We start from the raw sequence: 17,522 nt of genomic DNA on the forward strand, positions 1-17,522 counted from the left end.
ATGAATTCATTACACAGAGGTGAAACCGGTCTGCTGATCGTGTCGGCCGTCTGCATGGCGGGGGCGTTTCTAAGCGTCGCGGCGCTGGCAGCGCGTGCTGAAAAAAACGTGGACGTGGACCACCTGCCAGGATGCACCGACGCTGAAACGCTGGGAATGGTGCAGGAGAGCCTCGATGCTTGCGACAAGCTCACGGTGCTCGGGCTTCACAGTCCACACGAACTGAGGCTCAGTCATGGTGCGGACCTGCGCACTTGTGTGGTCGATGTGATCACCGATTTCGGGGCGCGCACGACGACCTTTATGGTCGGCTGGAAGGATCGTGGTTCCGGGCTGACATTTGTCGCCGGCGAACCCCTGGAATAAACAGGATTGCCGGTCAGTCGAACATGTCGAGATCGAGCCCAAAGGCGTCACCGCGCTCGCGTTCCCTGGACCGGGCGCGCTGGCGCTCCTTCATGCGGCGATAGGCCTTGTCGAGCTGCTCCTTGCGCGCGTCACTGAGTCGGCTCTGCCGGATCGCCTTCTCGGAGACGCGTGACAGCGCCAGCGCGCGCAGCTTCACCTTCTGCAGCATGATCCGCTTGAGGTCTTGCCGGCTCCCGGCGGCATGCTGGAGCATCTCGAAGTCGCGGACGGCGACGCGCGTGCGCTGACGGGCGCGCTCGATCTGGCTGCGGGTGTGCTCCAGTCGGTTGCGCGACTCCCGCCATTTGCGGCGGCGCTCGCCCAGATACTGTGACATCCGCTTCGCTTCGGCGCGCGCGGCGTCCCGCTTGTCTCCGATGCGCAGGCCCCGGACCTTGCCCAGCACATGCGGGTTATCCCGCACGAGCTTTTCGGCCTCGGCCACGCCGTGCTTTTTCTCCAGCACATCCCAAGCGCTCTTGGCGGCGTAGGGGTCGCCGTAGACCTTGTCGAGAATCCTGAGCAGGCTCACCGTGCGCCGCTGGAACCATTCGGTGTCGGTCTTCTCGCGATCACGATAGTAGCTCTCCTGGCGCCTGGCATAGGTGATCCGGTTCTCGGCCTGCCGATAGGCGGCCTCCACCTCGGCCCAGTAGCGATAGTCCATATCGGCCGCGTCGAGCGCGTTGATGGCGTTCTCGTGCAATGGCTCGGACTCGCGCATGCCGTCGAGGGTGCGCTTTTCTTCCGGAGAGAGCTCATCCGCATCGGTGGCGTCCGCCCCTTTGGTGCGGTCGCGCTTCAGCTCGGCGGCGCGGCGGATCAGGAAGGCGTCGTATTCCTCGCCAAAGCGATCTTCGAGGGTATGGAACCGCACCCCCTTGCCCATATCCGAGAGTTTGGCGAAGCGGTCGCCGTCGGTCAGCACCAGACCCTGGCCCTTGCGCTCCATGGTGATGCCCTTGGCATTGAGGCGTTGCGTCAGCTCCTCCCACGACCCGGCCTCGTGGAAATCCGGCTTCAGATGATCCCGCAGGGCCCGGACGGCGTCTTTGTCGAAGGGCCGTTGCGCCGCGCGATCCTCGCGCTTGGCTTTCCAGAACTCGGCATCGCTCGGCTCGGGGCCAAGGTCGGCCTCCAGACCCTTCTCGCGGACATATTCCCGATTGCGCAGGACATTGAGCCCCAGCTCCCGGGCGCGTTCCTGCACGATCCCGGCGAGCCGTGTTCCGTCACGGTGCCGGTTATAGGCCTTGTGCCGGGACGGGTGGATGCGGTTGACGAGGAAGTGCAGGTGCGGGTGGTCGGTGTCCTGGTGGGAATAGACCAGCGCCTGGTGCTCGCTCAGCCCCATATCGTCGAGCACCTTGCGCGCCAAATCCCGTTTGACCTCTTGGGTGACTTTTCCGGCCTCCGCGTCCTTCGGGTCGAAGGTGATGATGAAGTGATAGGCGGGGGTCTTGCAGCGATGGTTCTGGGCGGCGGTGGCGTCCATGACGGCGGCGGCCGCGCGGGGATCGGTTGTGTAGAGATTGTGTCCCTCGACGAACTCGACGCGGTCGGGGGACAGGCCCTTCACTTGCCCGGCCAGGTAAAGGCTGGACGCCTTGAAGCTCTCCGGCTGACGCTTGGGGACCTTAAACCGCATCGGTCCCGCCTTCGTCCTCGTCCGGGCCCGGCCCGAACTCCGACCCGGTCTCAGGGGGTGGCTGCGATATGGCGTCGTGGATCGGTCTGACGGCCTGTTGGACGGCGAGAAGTGCGTCGCGGGCCTCTCGGAGATCGAAGGCTTTGCCCATGTTGGCCCGGTGGGCGAGGCTGTTCACCCAATGGCCCGCCGCGTTGATGGTCTCGATATGGGCCTCGATGGTGGGCGTCAGATCGGCGCGGCGCGAGACATGCTCCACCAGTTTGCCGCCGACATATTGCGCCCAGTCCCGATAGGCTGTCTCGCCGGTGGCGTCGGCCAGCTGGCTGAGATTCGTCGCGATGGAGGACAGCTCGTAGAGCAGGGCCGTCATGGCTTTGTGCTGCGGCGGCTTCGCTCTGGGCTTCTTGCCGGTTAGCATGGCCCGGGCGTACTCGGCCACAGTGACGCCAACCTCCTCGGCGGCACGCTCAAGGTCGCGCTTCTCAGCGGGCGTGAGACGGACGCGCAGATACTTCGTGCGCCGTTTATCGGGATCGAGCGGCGGGCGCGCCATCAGCGGAGCCCTCCGTCAGGAGTTCCTTGGCCTCGCAGAGCAAGATTGACGGCGCTTGAGACCCCGGCAGGGGGTCGAATGCCCCAGAAATTGTTGTACCCCAAAAACCCTCGATGGCCCTTGTCAGGGTCTCGATTCAGGGATTTTTGGGGTACAACATCCATCTTGCCTCCCTACTGAAGTTACACTTCTGCTCACCCCTTTATGGGGCCAACTTCCAGCGGGAGCAAGATTCACACTGACAGGTCAGTGACTTAATCTCTATCGGAACCAACGGAATACTAGCCGAAATTAACCCCGCCGACAAGGTTCAATCACCTTCCACAACACTCAAATGCCGCCAACGCGCCTTGTCCCCCGGTCAGGCTACGACCTATCGGCCGCCGCCATAAGCCCCCGGATGAGAAACCAACGGAGTGAATGGCTCGTGTGGACATACGTAATCCTGGGGCTCGCCGGCGCGGCGAATGTGGCCGGACTGGCGGTGGCGGAGTCGCTACCGATGAAGGCACTGAGCACGCTTTGCGTCGTGGCGGCCGCGGTCGCCGCCGTCATCGTGCATCACCGTCGCCAGCGGTAGGGCGACCGGCTGGTGGGGGATGGCAGGTTGCTTTCGGCGGACGGCACGAGACCGTCCACGCCGACGGCGTAGGCCGTCGGCGGGCCGGCCCGGCTCAGGCGGCGCGCTGGCGAAGCCGCGGGTTGCTCTCCAGCATCGCGATGACGCAGCTCCACGGGGACAGGCCGGCGTCGTAGGCGGCGGCGATGTCGTGCATGTGGTCCGGGCCCAGCTCTTCGCCGCTCTCGATCAGGAGCGCGTCCTCCACCTCGATGACGAATTCGTCCCAGCTCTGCTCGGCGAATGTGTCGATGGCGTTCAGTCGATTCATGGCTTTCCTCCTTCCGTTGGTTCCGTGCCGCGTCGCCGCGGCCTTCATGGGCGACGAAAAGCGGCCGGCCGAGCCGTCCCGAGCGCACCGTCAGGCCGCAGCGGGAGCGGAGGACGCGGAGGCGCGGCTTTGTTGTCTCGCGAGGAAGCCGGCGCAGCCGGCGGGGAAGAAAGCCGTGACGACGGGTTGCGCCGGGCGGCGCCGGACGCAGGTTCGCCCAGTGAAGAAGGCCGCTTGCGACGCCGGAACCCGGCGGACGAGGGAAGACATCGACGCGCGCCGAGACCATCGCCGGGGGCAGAGCGGACGTGGGCGTTGGCGTCAGGTGAGGCGCTTGCGGTCGAGACCAGAAGAGGGAAGGAACCACATGGAGGATCATCGCCGATGACGACAGCCGAAAACCCCGTGAGCGTCCGCGTCAAAGCGGGGCTGTACGAGTTCACCTTCGCCCTCGCGCCGGAGGAGTTGGACGAGGCCACGGCACGCGCCAGGCGGTGCGGGCTGACCTTCGATGCCTTTGTCCGTCAGAAGATGCTCGGGCCGGATCCGGAGCGCCGCCTCGAAATCGCCGAGGACTGGCCCCTCGATGCGCGGCTGGTGGGCTGGCGCATTCGCCTGCCCGAGGACGTCAGGAGCCGTTTGCGAGTGAGCGCATAAGACCTGTGAAAGACGACATTGCGGCGAAGAAATAGTGCCCGCAGAAGGTCCACACCGTGACGTTGCACCTATATATCCCAATGCGAAAGCCGCCTCGAAAGAGGCGGCTTCGTCGTGGGGGGCGGCGTTACCACCAAGATGTGTAGAAGACGGTCGCACCGGCCTCGATGTGGGTGCGTGCACTCGCGATGAAGGCAAGATCGTCCTCGGTCTCACTGCCATCGGATGCGCCGAAGAAGAAGCCCTCGGTGTGTGGCAGGTTCCCTGCCTTGACGACCGTCTCTAGCCGGTCGAGGTCATCGGCGGTGAGCTTGACGGTGGCGCAGTTGAACATCTCGTCCTGCCCGCCCTTCTCGAAATAGAGCCGCTCCATCCAGCCGTGCAGGTTCGGGTGCTTGCGCCAGTAGTGAAACTCCGTGGCACCCTCGGCGCTGAAGTCGACGCCCCGCTCGATCTGCCGGTCGGTCGTGAACGCATACATATCCAGTCCCATGTCTTGATCCTTTCGCTTTGGTTGTCCGTCCCGAAGGACGCGGATCAAAGGCCGGGCGGGATGAGCCGCCGCCGTCATGCGCAACACGGGGGACCGGCGCGGGCCGCGCATTGACGGCAAGGCCCCGCCCGGCAGGGACGCGCTTCCCTCCGAGGGACGGCAACCGCGAAAGGGCGAGGCGGGACGGTGTGGAATGCTGCGATCGGACGGCGACGCTGGAGATGGTGACTTTGCGCCTGTGGCGGCTCCGGCATTGCATGGCGCATGCAGAGAGAAGCGCCGCCGGAGCGGCGCTCGGTGGAAGGGCGGACAGGTCAATCGACCGGCACCTCGATGTCGACGTGCGGTGGCCGCGGCTGCGCGGCGATGAAGTAGCCGAGGCGGTTCACGAAGTGGACGCCGCTCAGGACATAGAGCGTGTCGTCGTCGCCCTCGACCAGCGTCCAGACGCGGTCGGCGGGCGTGTCGCGGACATGCGCCAGTTCGGGGCCGAAGGTCTCGAACATGAGGCCGTCGAAGGGGGCGCTCTTGGCGAGCGGGTTGGGCACGGGCCGGTAGGTCTCCAGCCAATCGTCGTAGGTCATCGTCAAATGTGGAAATGTTGAATTCGTCATCGGTCAAATCTCCTTGTGTGATATGAAGTGCCCCGCCGGAGCGGGGCGGGTTGAAATGGCGCCGATCATCGCTGGTCGGCCTCCGGCTGATACTCGCCGATATAGTAGGTGGTCAGCTCGTGCTGCTCGCCCTCGGCGGGGCCGAGGTCGGGCATCTCGCCGGCCTTGAAGCGGGCAAGCGCGATCCCCTCCGGATCGTTAACGTCGTCGGTGAGCGCCACTACGTAGCGGTAGACGGTGAGCTGCTCGACGGCGATCTCGGCGTATTCGACGGGGCGCGTCGGATCGTTGGTCGTCATCATATTCATGGTCGAAATCTCCTTTGTTGAAATGGCTGGCCCCGCCGCCGGAGCGGCGGGGCCGGTTTCCGTCAGCGGGCCCAGATGAGGGTCGGCTTGCCGTTGCGGTCGACGAGGTTGGCGTAGACCGGGGCCGGGAAGCTAGGGTCGTCCAGCTTCACCGAGATGTAGCTGTTGCCGCCCTTGCTGGTGCGGTTCCAGGCCGCGCCGATCTCGGCGGTGCCCGCCATCACGCGGAAGTCGGGGGCGTTCTCGCCGCCGTTCTCGACCGGGGTCAGCGCCACCTTGGCCTTGAAGGTCAGGGTCCGGATGTCGCCGTTGTAGCCCTTGTCCGTCTTGGTGAAAGTTCCGATGGTTGCCATGTCTAGGTCTCCTTTCAGTTCGTTGGAGGCCGCGCCCGTCGCGACCTTTCCATGGCCAGCCGAAGGCACCGGTGAACACCGCCCCCTGCACCCGTCAGGGCCGCAGCAGGGCGAAGGACGGCGGGCAGGCTGTTTCTTGGGGCGCGAGGAAGGCCGACAGGCCGGGGAAGAAACCGGCTGCCCGCCGTTGCCGGGGGCGGTGCCGGTGCCAGGTCTGCCATGTGAAGGAAAGGGCGCAGGGCGCGTGTGGCTCGCGACTGAAAGGGGACGCGGCAACTGCAGGATATGTCCACAAGACGGCGGCTGCGACGGCATCTGACAATCGGGCCTCAGGCCAAGCGGGGCTGGCCGATATGTCAGGCGGCATGAAAAAGCCCCGGACTTCCGCGTGATGGCGGGCGGGAGCCGATGAGGCGCGCCGGAAGGTGGTAACGCCCAGCAAGATGGCGGCGCCCTTTCATTCGGCAGCGAGAGCCACCTGCATTCGCGGCCTTGGCCCTTCGAACGACCGGACGACCGCAGCGATTAGCCCAAAGCAAGCGTGGCTAGCGACGGCAACTCTGCCGCGCTCCGGTCGGCGGGTTTTCGGCCGGTGACGATGAAGGCATTGAATACGCCTCACACTGTTCCCATACCATCGGCATATATTTCTTCCCTTTTTTCAGCTTTCCCTGAAATAGGCCCTGTGTGCTTGCGCGTGCAGGTGAAGAAACCCTATGTCTAAACAACCTTCAAAGGACGACGTGCTTGCGGCGCTTGACGTGCTGCGGGCTTATGTCGAGGGTTCGGTGCCCGCTCGTCCACAAATTAAGAAAAATGACATCATTCAGGTTGGTGAGTTTTTTTGGATAAAAGATGATCTCATAGGTGTATCCGATGATGCCGAACACGCGCACCATATCTACGACGGTGGCTCTGCGGATCAATCGTGCAGAATCCAAGTGCTTTCGGTCGAAGGCGAAACTGTTGTCGCCAAACTTCTAAGAGATTCTGTACCCTATGGAGCAGAGGCGGCACATGGATTGTTATTCAGGCTGAGTGTGGAACAGATCACTCGCTGGATAACCGACTCAGGCAGCTGCTGTTAGCGACAAACCCTCCCGCTTCGGCGGGAGGGTTTTTTCTTGATTGGCAAAGGATTTATCGCCTCGGTCCCTTGAACAACCGCACGATTGTCACGAGCGCGGCGAAGCCCAGCGGGATGGCGACGGGAACGCCCAGCAGCACCCAGAGGGTGTCGTCGGGGTTGCCGGTCATGTTGGTGACGATGGCCATGAGGGCGATGACGATGATCGCGCCGAGGATGGTGCCCATGTTCGTGTCCTCCGTGTTCGGATAAAGAAAGTGGCGGCGCGGCCAATGCCGCGCCGCCGCTCGGTCAGGCCGCGTCCTCGGCGGCCTCGGCGGATGCGCCCGGGTCGGCCTCCGCATCGGCACCGGCCTCGGCGTCCGTCTCGGGCGGGATTGCCGCCCCCGCGTCCTCTCCGGTCACGGCGGGGAAGTGCATGGCACCGGGCAGCCAGTCGCGCCCTTTGCGGTCCTCTTCCGCTGCGTCGTCGCCCATATCCTTGGTGCGCTCGAAGTGTCGTACCAACGCCGCGACCATGCCTTTCTTGGAATAGTCCTTGGCGCGCCCGATGCGCTTTTCCGCGCCGCTTTCCTTGGCGATGGTCTCCAGCTGATCCTTGCGGCGGCGGGACAGGAACTCCGCATCGGGTCGCCAGTGATTGCGCATGTCCACCTCAAGGTCAGTGGCGATGCGGTTGAACAGGCTGTCGCCCGTGTCCAGCGTGTCCATGTCGCCCTGCCCGAAGGTGAGCGCGGTCAGTAGGAGGTGCAGCTGCTCCAGTTCCGCATCGGTCAAGCCCTGCACGGCCTCATAGAGGGCGAGCGGCTCCTTGCGGCTGCGCAATAGCTGCTCCCATGCCCCGCGCGTCGGCGCGGCATAGGGGGAGTTGTCGGCCTCGATGCCGAGTGCCTGCGCGGTTTCTTCGGCTTCCCGCGCGATGGCGCTGTAGCTGGTGGGTTGCACCTCGGCTTCCGCGAAGTAGGCGAGCGCCGGGTGCGGGTCGAGATGGACGCGCCCCGTCCAGTCATAGCCCTGCATCATGCCGGTGACGGCCACCTCCTTCGCCTTACGGGGATTGGCGAGAAGCGCGTCGATCACGGCAAGGCTCTTGTGGGCGCTCACCATGCGGATGACGGGGCCGGAATACTCGGGCTTGGGCTTCGGCGCGGCGGGAGCCTCCTTGGTGTCCTCGGCCACGCTTGGGCGTACCTCGCGCCTGACCAGCCCCTCGCGGGTTTGAACCCGTCCCGATGGGGCGAACTGGATGACCACGCCGCCCGGCTCGCCGTCCTCGGCCTCGCGGTACTGCCACCACGGCACGTAAGACTCGTGCACCACCTCGACGAAGGCCGCCATCCGGCGGTGGGTGTCGGCCAGTTGCTCGACGGCCTCGGATTGCAGTCGATAGAACTGCTCCATGTCGTCGAAGAAGGTGCTGGCATCGTCCGCGAACAGGTCGGCGGTGTAGGTGCCCTCGTAGCGGTCGAGCGGAAAGATGGCGAGCGCCACGGACGGCTTCTCGCCCGTCAGGATGTGGCGGATGTCATCAGCGTCGTAATGCCAGCCCTGTTCCAGCCGCTCGATGACGGCGCGTTGCTGGTCATGGGTGCCGAGCGTCAGCGCCTCGGCCACACCAAGGGGCACGTCGCCTTCCCGCACCAAGGCTTTCACCTCGTCACAGAGGGAGGCCAACGCCACGCGCCGCTTGACGGTCAGAGGCGACACGCCCGCTTTCGCGGCCACGTCCTCAAGGCTGGCCCCGTCCGCCAGAAGGCTGGCGAAGGCCTCGGCCTCGTCCATAGGCGGCAACTGCTCGCGCTGGATATTCTCGATGGTGGCCAGCCTCAGGGTGTCGGCAGCGGACAGCCGCTTGCGGATGTCCACGGGCACAGGATGGTCGGCTTGGATGTCGCCGCGCTCGGCCAGAAGCCGGAGCGCGCGATAGCGCCGCTCGCCGGAGACGATGTCGTAGCCTTTGCCCTTGCGCGGGCGCACGACAAGGTTCTGCAAAAGCCCGTCGGTCTTGATGGAGGCGGCCAGCCCCTCAAGGGCGGTCGCGTCCATGCGGCTGCGCGGGTTGGCCTTGGGCGGGTTCAGCTGGTCAAGGGTGATGGTCTCGATGGTCATGATTTCGTCCTTTCGTGATTTCTGGATTTCGTTACGGGAGCCGCTCACGCCTTGATGCGGCCGCAGGCTTGAGCCTCGGCGGCATAGGCGGAGAGCGGCTTGTCGGCGGTGAAATGGCGGTCGCGCTCGATGCCGAGCGCCCCGCCCATCAGCTTGACGCTGGCCAGTTCGGACAGACGCACGCTGCCGAGTTCGGGACAGCCCATGCCGAGGTCGCACAGCCCGAAGGCGATGTCGGGTTCTTCCGGGTCGAGCTCCGTCAGGAGCCAGGTCGCGCCCCCACACGGGTTGAACAGCTTCACCACGGGAAAGAAGTCGTGCGCTTCCCCGTCGCTGTCTGGATTTGCCAGCTGCTCGGCGTTGGCTTGCCCGTTGGCGAGCAGCTTTTGCCGCTGGTCTTGGGTCAGTAATTTCATGGTCTTGCCTTTCGTTCAGTGGTTCAGTCGGCCACAGGGCAAAGCCCCGCGCCTGAACCCCTGCCCAGCGGCGAGCGACCCGAATAAAAGCGACAGAGTGAGAGACGTGGCGAGCGCCGGCTCAGTGGCGGGCGACAAGGTGGCCGCCCCTTGGGGCGTCAGTCCGGCCCAACACGGGAGCGTAGCGAATGGAGCGGGCGGGGCCGGACGGCCACCTTGGTCAAGCCCGTTACGGCCGGCATAAGCTGGACAGAAGGGTTCAAGCGCGCGGCACGCGCGCGCTCACATCAGATGACGGCCTGCAAGGCCGACCGCTTGCCTCGGGGGCGTTGCGGGGGTTGGCCCCCGCAGATGGGGTGACCGGAAAAACGCCGCAGGCGGTTGCAGGCAGGGGAAGGCTTTCCCCTACGACGTCGATTACAGCAAATCAGCCATGTCGTTAGATGAATTTGTGTGCCGGCCCATAAACCTTTGAATCCAATGAATTGGAGTAAAAGGACGATGGGCAAGGATATCAAAGTATTATTCAGAATGACGACGTGTCTGGCGGTGCTTCTGACGCTGCCGGTCATCGCCGCAGCGCAGACTGCCAAGACGGCCACGGGTGTGAAGGGGGCAAGCCAGTTCTCGACACTGACCAATCAAATGGATGTACGGGCAAATGTCGTTGACGGTCAGATTTCAACGCTTAGATCGCGCGCGGACAGCATCGAGGCGGATATCGCCGATCTGGAAAATCGCCTGTCAAAGATCGAGGGGATCGTTGGGCGCATGACAAGCTCGACCTGTAGCGGCGCGAATACCTTCTCCATCGGATATGATGACGACGGTTCGGTTATCTGCAGAAGCGTGCAGCTTCCTGATGCAGCGAAGCCGCCTATTGTAGCGTCTAAGACGCCTTCAGCAAGCAAAGCGCCAACCAAAACAGCCAGCGCAGAAGTGTGCACGGCCTCTCCTGCGATTTGCCGGGTTTACAAGAATGAACTCGGTCGTGTGCCGGATAAAGGAGGCGCGATGTTTTATCAGGATTACTATGACAAGCTCATGAGCCAAGGCTATTCGCCGACAGCAGCAGAGAATATGGTAGCCAAAAACATTGCCGGATCGAATGAGGCGCTCGGACGTCAGGAGACATTTGCTGACATTCAACAACGTAACGAGTTCGCAAAAGCGTACAAGATCGATAACCGGCTTCAGGGCTGTGCTGCGGGAACAAATTGCAACGTTGGCGGAACACAGAATGCGGTAAAACAGACCTATCGTGAGGTACTCGGGCGCGCGGCGGACACCAAAGGCGCGGCGTTCTGGGAAGGACAAGTGAAATCGGGCAATGTCAACGCCAATGAATTGACCGGTTACTTCCAGCGCTCTAACGAGGGTGCCCAGAACGCGATTGACCAGATCTATAGCGATGTTCTCGGACGCGAAGCGGACGCGGCCGGCGCGGAATTCTGGAAAGGCAAGATCACGAGCGGCGAGCTGACGGCCGACGAAGTTCGCCAGCAAATTGCCAACTCACCCGAGGCACAGGGCAAGTAAGAGCTCCGTATCCTCCATCAAAGCCCAAGTCCAACGAAGCCGATCGGGGCCGCCTAGGAAGGCGGCCCCGGTGCTCTTTCTGGGCCGGGCATATCGGTTGGTCACAGCTGCGGGTCATGGAACATCGCTCTCCCCACAAAGTCGCAAGCATGCGTCCGCATTGGGGGCGATAAAGTGATGGCTGCGGCGCCTGAAGATGGTCACGAGAAAGTGTATGCGTCAGCATAGCTGACATAATTCCTAGTGCCGGACTACATAAGATGTTAGAATTAAACAAAAATTAGGTTTCAACAATGCGATATTCATTGGTTGTATTAGGGTTTCTGGCCTTGGGGGGCGTATTTTTCGCATCGTCTGCTGTTGCCCAAGGGCGGGTGACAGCGACGCCTGAACGTAGCACCAGTCAAGTGCACGCCAATCAGTTGGCGATAGAGAGCAGCCGCGATACGGAGCAGACCGCGCGGTTGGACGTGGTGGATCAGAAAGATGCTGCCTTCGCCGCCTGCGGTGATGCCGGCCGCCTGTGGGGACCGGGTCATGTGCTTTCTGACGGGAATGGCTGCATTACGGCCCTGACCATCGGGGCCGATGGCCGTGTGTTGCTGACGGGCGGGCTTCAGATCGGGACCGGTAACACATGTGACCCGACGCGGGCCGGCGCGTTTCGCATGCCACCATCGGGCGGCGCGCCTGAATATTGTGACGGGACTTCCTGGAGGGTCGATTGGTGAGGGTGCGCTTGTGGCTGGCGTTCCTGGTGCTGACGGCACTCGGCGGCGCGGCGGTTGTGTGGGAACCTGTTGAGGCTCAGGATAAACTCTTTGCCGTGTCGGGACAGGGTCGCACTGGTGGGCAAGCGAGCAAAAACGCTGCCCATATCGACCAGATTCAATCGATCAACAGCGATCAGGACACCCGCCTCGATGATTTGGAGACGTCGATCTTCGGAGCCGAGGCGTGCGGTGATGCCGGTCGCATTCATGGTCCGAACCACGCGTTGGCCGAGGCGACGACGGGTTGTCTCACACCGCTCACCGTTGACGCTGACGGCGATACCGTTGCCACCGGCTCGGTTCAGATCGGCGACGCGTCGACCTGCAACGGGGCGTCCGAGGGTCTGATCCGCTACAAAGGCAGCGTCGGCTTCCCACAATACTGCGACGGCAGCAATTGGCGGCATTTCGCGCCGACGGGCTGGTACACGTCATCCTGGAGCGCGTGCAGCAACTCGTGCACCGACGCCTATGGTGCCGGGACACAGACCCGGACGGTGGAATGTCGTCTCGGCTCCACGCAGGTGGACGATAGCTTCTGCCAGGGCACCAAGCCAGCCAGCAGCCAATCCTGTACGAATAACTCTGGCTGCACTTATACCTGGATCACAGGTGGCTGGAGCACCTGTTCGGCCTCACCGTACTGGAATACGGGGTCTTGGGGGTCCTGTCAGGGTGCGTCGTGGCAGACCGGTTCCTGGGGGTCGTGCTCGGTGTCTTGCGGTGGGGGTACCCAGAGCCGATCAGTTTACTGTAGTGGCGGCACACAGGCTCGTAGCGTGACCTGCGAGGGTACGTCCGGCACGCAGACGCGGACAGTCTACTGCCGACGGGATCAGGACGGCGCCAGCGTGTCGGGCAGTTATTGCGGCGGCGGCAAGCCAGCAGGGAGCCAGTCCTGCTCGGAAAGCTGTTCCGGCAGCCAGCCGTCGTCGACGCAATCTTGCAATAGCGGGTGCAGTTCCAGCAGCCAGCCGGCGTCGAGTCAGTCTTGTAACACCCAGTCTTGCTGTACGCCTTCGGATCAGATCACATCGACTGGAAGCTGCTCAGCTTCATGCGGTGGCGGCACGCAAACGGTCTATTGGTCTGATGGCTGCGGCTCGACATGGACAACTACTCAGTCCTGTAACACTCAACCTTGCGGCGGCGGCAATGCGTGTGACTGGAATGACCCAGCTAAGATAGTTAACTGTAAATAATATTGAGTCCGCCTTGCTCAGTTGCCTGCGGATGCATCCGGTGGCAAGTTCTGGCAGGGGCAAATCGATAATGGCATGTCCATCGAAGAGGTGCGCCGGCACATGAGGAACTCCGAAGAGGCGCAAGGCCTTTAGCAGGGTGTGCGGCGCGGTCTGATCCGTCAACGTGTGAGGCCGCCTATGCGGCGGCCTCAGTGTTTCCACGGTCCTGAAGGCCAGCGAGGTAATCGCTGGCCTGCGCCGCCTTGGAGGCGGCGGTGAAGATGGCCTTCTTGTCCGCCTTGAGGACGGACAGCCAGTTGTCGATGTAGGCGGCGTGATCCTGGCGGGGCGTGACGCTGATGCCCAGATCGGCGCAGAGGAAGGCCGCCCCAAGCTCGGCCACGAGCTCTTCCATGGCGTAGGCCTGATCGCCGAAGCGCTTGCCGAATTCCCGGTCGCAGCGCTTCTTGGCGCCCGTCCAGTGGGTCAACTCGTGCAGCAGCGTACCGTAGTAGGCTTCGGTCGGCGTGCTCGTCTCGGTGCCAAGGAAGCGCTCGCGCTCAGGCATCTGGATGATATCGTCGGCGGGACGGTAGAAAGCCCGCTCGCCCCCGTGCTTCACGGTGGCCCCGGTCGCCTGAACGAAGGCTTCCGCGGCGTCGATGGGCTCGACCGGGTTCTCGGGTGCCGGCAGGGGCTCGGGCGCGTAGCCGTCCACCTGGTCCGCATTGAAGACCCAGGAGGCCTTGGCAATGAGGCGCTTGTTGTCGGTCTGCCAGTTGCCGTCTTCGTTTTCGAGTTCGTCGTCGGCAATCTCGATCTCCTTGTAGAACACCACTAGGCTGGCTTTCTCGCCCTTGCGCACCTGGCAGCCGTTCTTCTGCCACTGGCGATACGTGCCCCAGATCCCGGTGCTGAAGCCCTTGGCATAGCCGGCGGCCCAGAGGGAGACCACGTTCACGCCGCGATAGGCGTTGGATGTGTCGATGTTGGTGGGGCGGTTGAGGCCCTCGCCGCTGCGGTGCCAGGGCATCTGCCAGTTGCCGGCGCCGGCCTCGATGGCGGCGATGATGTTGTTGGTCACTTGGGTGTAGACGTCGGGCTTTTTGCTCTTGGTCGTCATGGCTTCGCTCCTTTCCGTTTTGCGAGGCCGCGACCGCCGCGGCCTTCCGATGGCTGCCGGAAAGGCAGGGGCGAAGCCGGGCGCGGCACCCGAAGGGCGGGAGCGAAGCGGACGACGGGGAAGCGGGTCTTTCTTGGAGCGAAGCGCGCGCGAGGAAGCAGGCGAAGCCTCGCGGGGAAGAAAGTCCCGCAGCCCCGTTGCCGGGTACGGCGCCCCTGCCAGGCACGCCACACATGAGGAAGGCCCGCCGGTCGTGCTGCTGAAGCCGGAAGGGATTGCGATGCCCGACCAGGATGCCGAAGGCACCGGCGCCAGCCAGAAGTGACCGAGCAGACGCCGGCCCATCCGAGGGCACCGTCGGTAGATGCCCTCAAATCCGCAGCAGTGCTCTCGCCCAACCAATGAGCCACCCCGCCGCCGCGCTGTGACCACCCTCTCCCGAGTGGTGCTAACGGCGCAGTGATTGGCCAGACGGGATTTGGGACGCTATTTTCGGGCGAAAACGTGTGATTCAGGGAGTATGGACGGGAGGGAGCGCATGGTGTTCGGCAAGTTGTTCGGGGGCGGCGGCAGGAAGAAGCGGCAAGAGGCAGAAGAGTATGAGAACTTCCGCCGGGGGCTGGAAGCGCCGATGCGGGCCTTGTTGGACCTGATCTTCGACATGCCGGTGGACCGGGCCTCGAAGATGCTCCTGCGTCAGAAGATTATCGAGCGAGACCGGAACGAGCTGGAGCGGGTGCTTCAGAACGTCATCCTGCCAAAGCTGGATGCCGAGTGGCAGGCGCGTATCAAGGAACTGGGCAAGTCCGAAGCCTGGATGACGTTCGACGGCTATCAGCAAACGCCCATGTGCTGGCGTCGCGGCGAAGACCGCATGGATTTGCTGGAGTTGGGCAAATTCCCGATTCCGACGGAGCTCACGAACGGGCAGCAAAAATATAGCGGAATTGCGTTCGATGGAGACGGCCATTTGCTGACCGTGGCCCCGACCGGCTCCGGCAAGGGCCAGGGCTTCATCATCCGCAACCTCTATCACTACCAGGGGCCAACGGTCGTTTTCGACCCGAAGGGCGAGCTTTACCGGAAAACCGCTTGGCGGCGCGACTGGTACGGCAAGGTCTTCAAGTTCGCGCCGGAGGATCCGGATACGGACTGCTTCAATCCGATGGACATGCTCACGCCGCTACCCGGCGAGGATGCGGACGTGATCTGGGATAACGGTCGCCAGCTTGCCGAGCTGATGATCGAGCCGATGGGGAAGGAGCCGTTCTGGGACAATACCGCGAAGGATTTGGTGACCGCGCTGATCTTCTACGTCTACCACACCTATCCCGCGCGGCAGCGGAATATCCGGGAGGTGACGCGCCTTCTCTATCTCGATGGGGACCGGCAGAACGCCCTTATCGAGAAACTCCAGGATAGCGACGAAGAGCGGCTGCGCGAGCTGGGTGCGTCTCTTCTGGATCAACACGAGAACATGCGCACCTCGATTACGCACACGCTGCGCACGCAACTCGAAATCTGGCGCTCGGGGAAGGTGATGCGGGCAACCCGCGGCACCAGCCATGGCCTTCATCCGCATACGATCGCCGGCGACGACCACATGCGCTGGTGGCTGCATGCGGAAGGTGTGGAGGACAAGCCCGGATTCTGGCTGGACGACGACAACACGGCGATCACCGGGGATGCCCATACGGTGTTCGTGGTAGTGCCGCCGGAACAGATTAGTGTCTACCGCTCGGTCCTGCGCGTGGTGCTCGGCATGATGCTGCAAGGTGTGATGGCGCATCGGCGGCATGTGGAACGGGAGGCGCGAAACGGCCGAGCCTCATTCATGCCGGAGGGGCAGTGGCCGTTCCTGTTTCTGTTCGATGAGCTGCCGCAGCTCGGCTACATGCGGATCGTCGAGGATGCGGTGTCGATCGCCCGCGGTGCGAATATCCGCCTGTGGCTCGTGGCGCAGGACCTGTCCCAGTTCAGAAACGTCTATCCCCGCTGGGAGACGCTGATCGCCAATTCCAAGGCGCAGATGTACTTCCGGCCGAACGATCTCGGAACATCGCGGTACATCTCCGAACTCCTCGGCGAACATCCCGATCTCTGGGGAAATCGGGCGCCTCTCGCTGCACCGCATGAACTGATGGGCGATGCCTTCCGCGATGATGTGATTCTGCGGTTTCAGGGGCACAAACCGATCCGGGCGCGCATGCCGATATTCTGGGACGAGAGCGAGAGCGCCAAGAAGATGGTGGCCACTGCCAAGGCGCACCTGGGCGATAAACCGGCGCGGGAGAAGGAGCCTTGGCCCGTGGACGGTCTGACGCTCGAAGAGCTCCAGATGCAGAATGCGGCCATGCGCAAGCAGGTGCCGGAGCCGTCGGAATCGGCCGAAACGGAATCGGTGCCCAGTAGAGATGAGGATGTGGAGCGGAACGATCAGACGGCCGAGCCCGAGCGCGAAGCTGTTTCGGAGTACGAATTAACGGAGGACGGACTACCCAAGCCGCCTCGGCTGGACTGACTGAAATAACGACCGTTTCTACTATCAAAAATGCTGCGTTGCACGATGTTCGCATTTCCGCAGCCTCGAATTTTGCGTAAACTGGTTGCAGATCGTATTTGAATTGCAATTGGTTTATGAAAGTATTTTTGAGTGCTTATTGGATATGCGCGTGTCTCCAAATCGGACGATCAGAACACCACGGCTCAGGTGACCGCCCTTCGGGAGGCGGGATGTGAGACGATCTATCAGGAAGCCGCCTCCGGCGGCCGATGGGATCGGCCGGAGCTCCAAAAGCTTCTGGACTATCTCCGGTCAGGTGACGTGGTGGTCGTCTGGAAGCTGGATCGACTGTCTCGCTCTCTACGGGATCTCCTGTTCATCATGGAGAAGCTCGATGCGGCCGGCGCCGGCTTCCGGTCCCTGACGGAGTCGATCGACACAACGTCACCCGGCGGCCGGATGCTCATGCAGATGCTCGGCTCGTTCGCGGAGTTCGAACGCGAGATGATTCGCGAGCGGACACGGGCCGGCCTTGAACGCGCTCGCAAGGAAGGCAGGGTAGGCGGCCGTCGGCCGAAGCTGACCGCGGAACAGCAGCGTGAAGCCGTCGACGCCGTCCGCTCGGGACGCCGCACCGCCAGTCAGATGGCGCGGGTCTTCGACGTGCATCCGGCGACAATCAGCCGGGTGGTGAGATCAGGCGTAGTGGCTGATGACTCGTGATCCGGGAGGTTTGCGCGGGGTTGGCGGGACGGGCGCGGCGGCCTGAGGGCTTGATGCTGCCATGCCCGAAAGACCGTAAGTGAGCGCTTTCGGTGTCAAGCTGAGAAACTGCTATCTTAATGTGTATCCGTTGGCTAC

The 17,522-nt window shown here is 63.2% G+C and carries 19 protein-coding genes; 7 read left to right on the forward strand and 12 right to left on the reverse strand.

From position 1 onward, the window contains the following. Window positions 1–366 (forward strand): hypothetical protein, encoded by a 366-nt coding sequence (locus ABIE58_RS16875; RefSeq protein WP_354545876.1) that lies wholly within the window; start codon window positions 1–3, stop codon window positions 364–366. A 13-nt stretch (window positions 367–379) separates the two neighbouring features. Here ABIE58_RS16875 and ABIE58_RS16880 read toward each other — a convergent pair whose 3' ends face one another. From ABIE58_RS16880 to ABIE58_RS16890, 3 genes are all read right to left on the reverse strand, one after another. Then, window positions 380–2,056: a relaxase/mobilization nuclease domain-containing protein gene (locus tag ABIE58_RS16880; protein WP_354545877.1), complete on the reverse strand. Its 1,677-nt coding sequence runs from the start codon at window positions 2,054–2,056 to the stop codon at window positions 380–382. Continuing rightward, complete coding sequence (locus tag ABIE58_RS16885) at window positions 2,046–2,612, reverse strand: plasmid mobilization protein (RefSeq protein WP_354545878.1); 567 nt, start codon at window positions 2,610–2,612, stop codon at window positions 2,046–2,048. Before ABIE58_RS16885 ends, ABIE58_RS16880 begins: the two co-directional genes overlap by 11 nt. 674 nt (window positions 2,613–3,286) lie before the next feature. Then, on the reverse strand, window positions 3,287–3,502 hold the full coding sequence (locus ABIE58_RS16890; protein ID WP_354545879.1) for a hypothetical protein: 216 nt from the start codon (window positions 3,500–3,502) through the stop codon (window positions 3,287–3,289). A 384-nt stretch (window positions 3,503–3,886) separates the two neighbouring features. Between ABIE58_RS16890 and ABIE58_RS16895 the strand changes: the two genes are divergently transcribed. Beyond that, entirely contained in the window at window positions 3,887–4,159 is a 273-nt protein-coding gene (locus tag ABIE58_RS16895; protein WP_354545880.1) for a hypothetical protein, read from the forward strand. A 127-nt stretch (window positions 4,160–4,286) separates the two neighbouring features. Here the strand turns inward: ABIE58_RS16895 and ABIE58_RS16900 are convergent, their stop codons facing one another. The 4 genes from ABIE58_RS16900 to ABIE58_RS16915 all read right to left on the reverse strand — a co-directional run bounded on the left by ABIE58_RS16900 (window position 4,287) and on the right by ABIE58_RS16915 (window position 5,927). Further along, window positions 4,287–4,652 carry a phosphoglycerate kinase gene (locus ABIE58_RS16900; RefSeq protein WP_354545881.1) on the reverse strand — a complete coding sequence of 122 codons (366 nt, stop codon included), beginning with the start codon at window positions 4,650–4,652 and terminating at the stop codon, window positions 4,287–4,289. Between the two features lie 314 nt (window positions 4,653–4,966). Beyond that, window positions 4,967–5,266, reverse strand: coding sequence for a hypothetical protein (locus ABIE58_RS16905; protein ID WP_354545882.1), 300 nt, complete (start codon window positions 5,264–5,266; stop codon window positions 4,967–4,969). Window positions 5,267–5,331: 65 nt separating this feature from the next. Next, a complete protein-coding gene (locus tag ABIE58_RS16910; protein ID WP_354545883.1) occupies window positions 5,332–5,574 on the reverse strand; it encodes a hypothetical protein in 243 nt (80 codons plus the stop codon). Window positions 5,575–5,636: 62 nt separating this feature from the next. Further along, window positions 5,637–5,927 (reverse strand): DUF736 domain-containing protein, encoded by a 291-nt coding sequence (locus tag ABIE58_RS16915; protein ID WP_354545884.1) that lies wholly within the window; start codon window positions 5,925–5,927, stop codon window positions 5,637–5,639. Between the two features lie 743 nt (window positions 5,928–6,670). Between ABIE58_RS16915 and ABIE58_RS16920 the strand changes: the two genes are divergently transcribed. Further along, a complete protein-coding gene (locus tag ABIE58_RS16920; RefSeq protein ID WP_354545885.1) occupies window positions 6,671–7,015 on the forward strand; it encodes a hypothetical protein in 345 nt (114 codons plus the stop codon). Between the two features lie 52 nt (window positions 7,016–7,067). Here ABIE58_RS16920 and ABIE58_RS16925 read toward each other — a convergent pair whose 3' ends face one another. The 3 genes from ABIE58_RS16925 to ABIE58_RS16935 form a co-directional block, all read right to left on the reverse strand. Next, window positions 7,068–7,241: a hypothetical protein gene (locus tag ABIE58_RS16925; protein ID WP_354545886.1), complete on the reverse strand. Its 174-nt coding sequence runs from the start codon at window positions 7,239–7,241 to the stop codon at window positions 7,068–7,070. A gap of 64 nt (window positions 7,242–7,305) precedes the next feature. Further along, window positions 7,306–9,123: a ParB/RepB/Spo0J family partition protein gene (locus ABIE58_RS16930; RefSeq protein ID WP_354545887.1), complete on the reverse strand. Its 1,818-nt coding sequence runs from the start codon at window positions 9,121–9,123 to the stop codon at window positions 7,306–7,308. A gap of 44 nt (window positions 9,124–9,167) precedes the next feature. Then, complete coding sequence (locus tag ABIE58_RS16935) at window positions 9,168–9,539, reverse strand: DUF2958 domain-containing protein (RefSeq protein ID WP_354545888.1); 372 nt, start codon at window positions 9,537–9,539, stop codon at window positions 9,168–9,170. Between the two features lie 501 nt (window positions 9,540–10,040). Here ABIE58_RS16935 and ABIE58_RS16940 point away from each other — a divergent pair. Then, a complete protein-coding gene (locus ABIE58_RS16940) occupies window positions 10,041–11,078 on the forward strand; it encodes a DUF4214 domain-containing protein (RefSeq protein ID WP_354545889.1) in 1,038 nt (345 codons plus the stop codon). 616 nt (window positions 11,079–11,694) lie between these two features. Here ABIE58_RS16940 and ABIE58_RS16945 read toward each other — a convergent pair. Continuing rightward, window positions 11,695–12,060: a hypothetical protein gene (locus ABIE58_RS16945; RefSeq protein WP_354545908.1), complete on the reverse strand. Its 366-nt coding sequence runs from the start codon at window positions 12,058–12,060 to the stop codon at window positions 11,695–11,697. A 15-nt stretch (window positions 12,061–12,075) separates the two neighbouring features. Between ABIE58_RS16945 and ABIE58_RS16950 the strand changes: the two genes are divergently transcribed. After that, the gene (locus tag ABIE58_RS16950; RefSeq protein ID WP_354545907.1) at window positions 12,076–13,053 is read left to right on the forward strand and encodes a thrombospondin type-1 domain-containing protein; all 978 of its coding nucleotides are present in this window, start codon (window positions 12,076–12,078) and stop codon (window positions 13,051–13,053) included. A 178-nt stretch (window positions 13,054–13,231) separates the two neighbouring features. Here the strand turns inward: ABIE58_RS16950 and ABIE58_RS16955 are convergent, their stop codons facing one another. Continuing rightward, window positions 13,232–14,158 (reverse strand): ArdC family protein, encoded by a 927-nt coding sequence (locus ABIE58_RS16955; RefSeq protein ID WP_354545890.1) that lies wholly within the window; start codon window positions 14,156–14,158, stop codon window positions 13,232–13,234. Between the two features lie 538 nt (window positions 14,159–14,696). Here ABIE58_RS16955 and ABIE58_RS16960 point away from each other — a divergent pair. After that, on the forward strand, window positions 14,697–16,679 hold the full coding sequence (locus ABIE58_RS16960; protein WP_354545891.1) for a type IV secretory system conjugative DNA transfer family protein: 1,983 nt from the start codon (window positions 14,697–14,699) through the stop codon (window positions 16,677–16,679). 132 nt (window positions 16,680–16,811) lie between these two features. Then, the gene (locus tag ABIE58_RS16965; RefSeq protein WP_354545892.1) at window positions 16,812–17,384 is read left to right on the forward strand and encodes a recombinase family protein; all 573 of its coding nucleotides are present in this window, start codon (window positions 16,812–16,814) and stop codon (window positions 17,382–17,384) included. Window positions 17,385–17,522: the final 138 nt, after the last annotated feature.

The sequence above is a fragment of the Roseovarius sp. MBR-78 genome (assembly GCF_040547535.1).
Taxonomy (GTDB): Bacteria; Pseudomonadota; Alphaproteobacteria; order Rhodobacterales; family Rhodobacteraceae; genus Roseovarius.

Bases quoted from the DNA above. Each gene is read 5' to 3' on its own strand.
- ABIE58_RS16875 (WP_354545876.1), top strand. From the start codon at position 1: ATGAATTCATTACACAGAGGTGAAACCGGTCTGCTGATCGTGTCGGCC.
- ABIE58_RS16880 (WP_354545877.1), bottom strand. From the start codon at position 2,056: ATGCGGTTTAAGGTCCCCAAGCGTCAGCCGGAGAGCTTCAAGGCGTCC.
- ABIE58_RS16885 (WP_354545878.1), bottom strand. From the start codon at position 2,612: ATGGCGCGCCCGCCGCTCGATCCCGATAAACGGCGCACGAAGTATCTG.
- ABIE58_RS16890 (WP_354545879.1), bottom strand. From the start codon at position 3,502: ATGAATCGACTGAACGCCATCGACACATTCGCCGAGCAGAGCTGGGAC.
- ABIE58_RS16895 (WP_354545880.1), top strand. From the start codon at position 3,887: ATGACGACAGCCGAAAACCCCGTGAGCGTCCGCGTCAAAGCGGGGCTG.
- ABIE58_RS16900 (WP_354545881.1), bottom strand. From the start codon at position 4,652: ATGGGACTGGATATGTATGCGTTCACGACCGACCGGCAGATCGAGCGG.
- ABIE58_RS16905 (WP_354545882.1), bottom strand. From the start codon at position 5,266: ATGACGAATTCAACATTTCCACATTTGACGATGACCTACGACGATTGG.
- ABIE58_RS16910 (WP_354545883.1), bottom strand. From the start codon at position 5,574: ATGAATATGATGACGACCAACGATCCGACGCGCCCCGTCGAATACGCC.
- ABIE58_RS16915 (WP_354545884.1), bottom strand. From the start codon at position 5,927: ATGGCAACCATCGGAACTTTCACCAAGACGGACAAGGGCTACAACGGC.
- ABIE58_RS16925 (WP_354545886.1), bottom strand. From the start codon at position 7,241: ATGGGCACCATCCTCGGCGCGATCATCGTCATCGCCCTCATGGCCATC.
- ABIE58_RS16930 (WP_354545887.1), bottom strand. From the start codon at position 9,123: ATGACCATCGAGACCATCACCCTTGACCAGCTGAACCCGCCCAAGGCC.
- ABIE58_RS16935 (WP_354545888.1), bottom strand. From the start codon at position 9,539: ATGAAATTACTGACCCAAGACCAGCGGCAAAAGCTGCTCGCCAACGGG.
- ABIE58_RS16940 (WP_354545889.1), top strand. From the start codon at position 10,041: ATGGGCAAGGATATCAAAGTATTATTCAGAATGACGACGTGTCTGGCG.
- ABIE58_RS16945 (WP_354545908.1), bottom strand. From the start codon at position 12,060: ATGAATGCGACCGGCATCACCGCACGCCTCGGCTCCGAAGATCGACGT.
- ABIE58_RS16955 (WP_354545890.1), bottom strand. From the start codon at position 14,158: ATGACGACCAAGAGCAAAAAGCCCGACGTCTACACCCAAGTGACCAAC.
- ABIE58_RS16960 (WP_354545891.1), top strand. From the start codon at position 14,697: ATGGTGTTCGGCAAGTTGTTCGGGGGCGGCGGCAGGAAGAAGCGGCAA.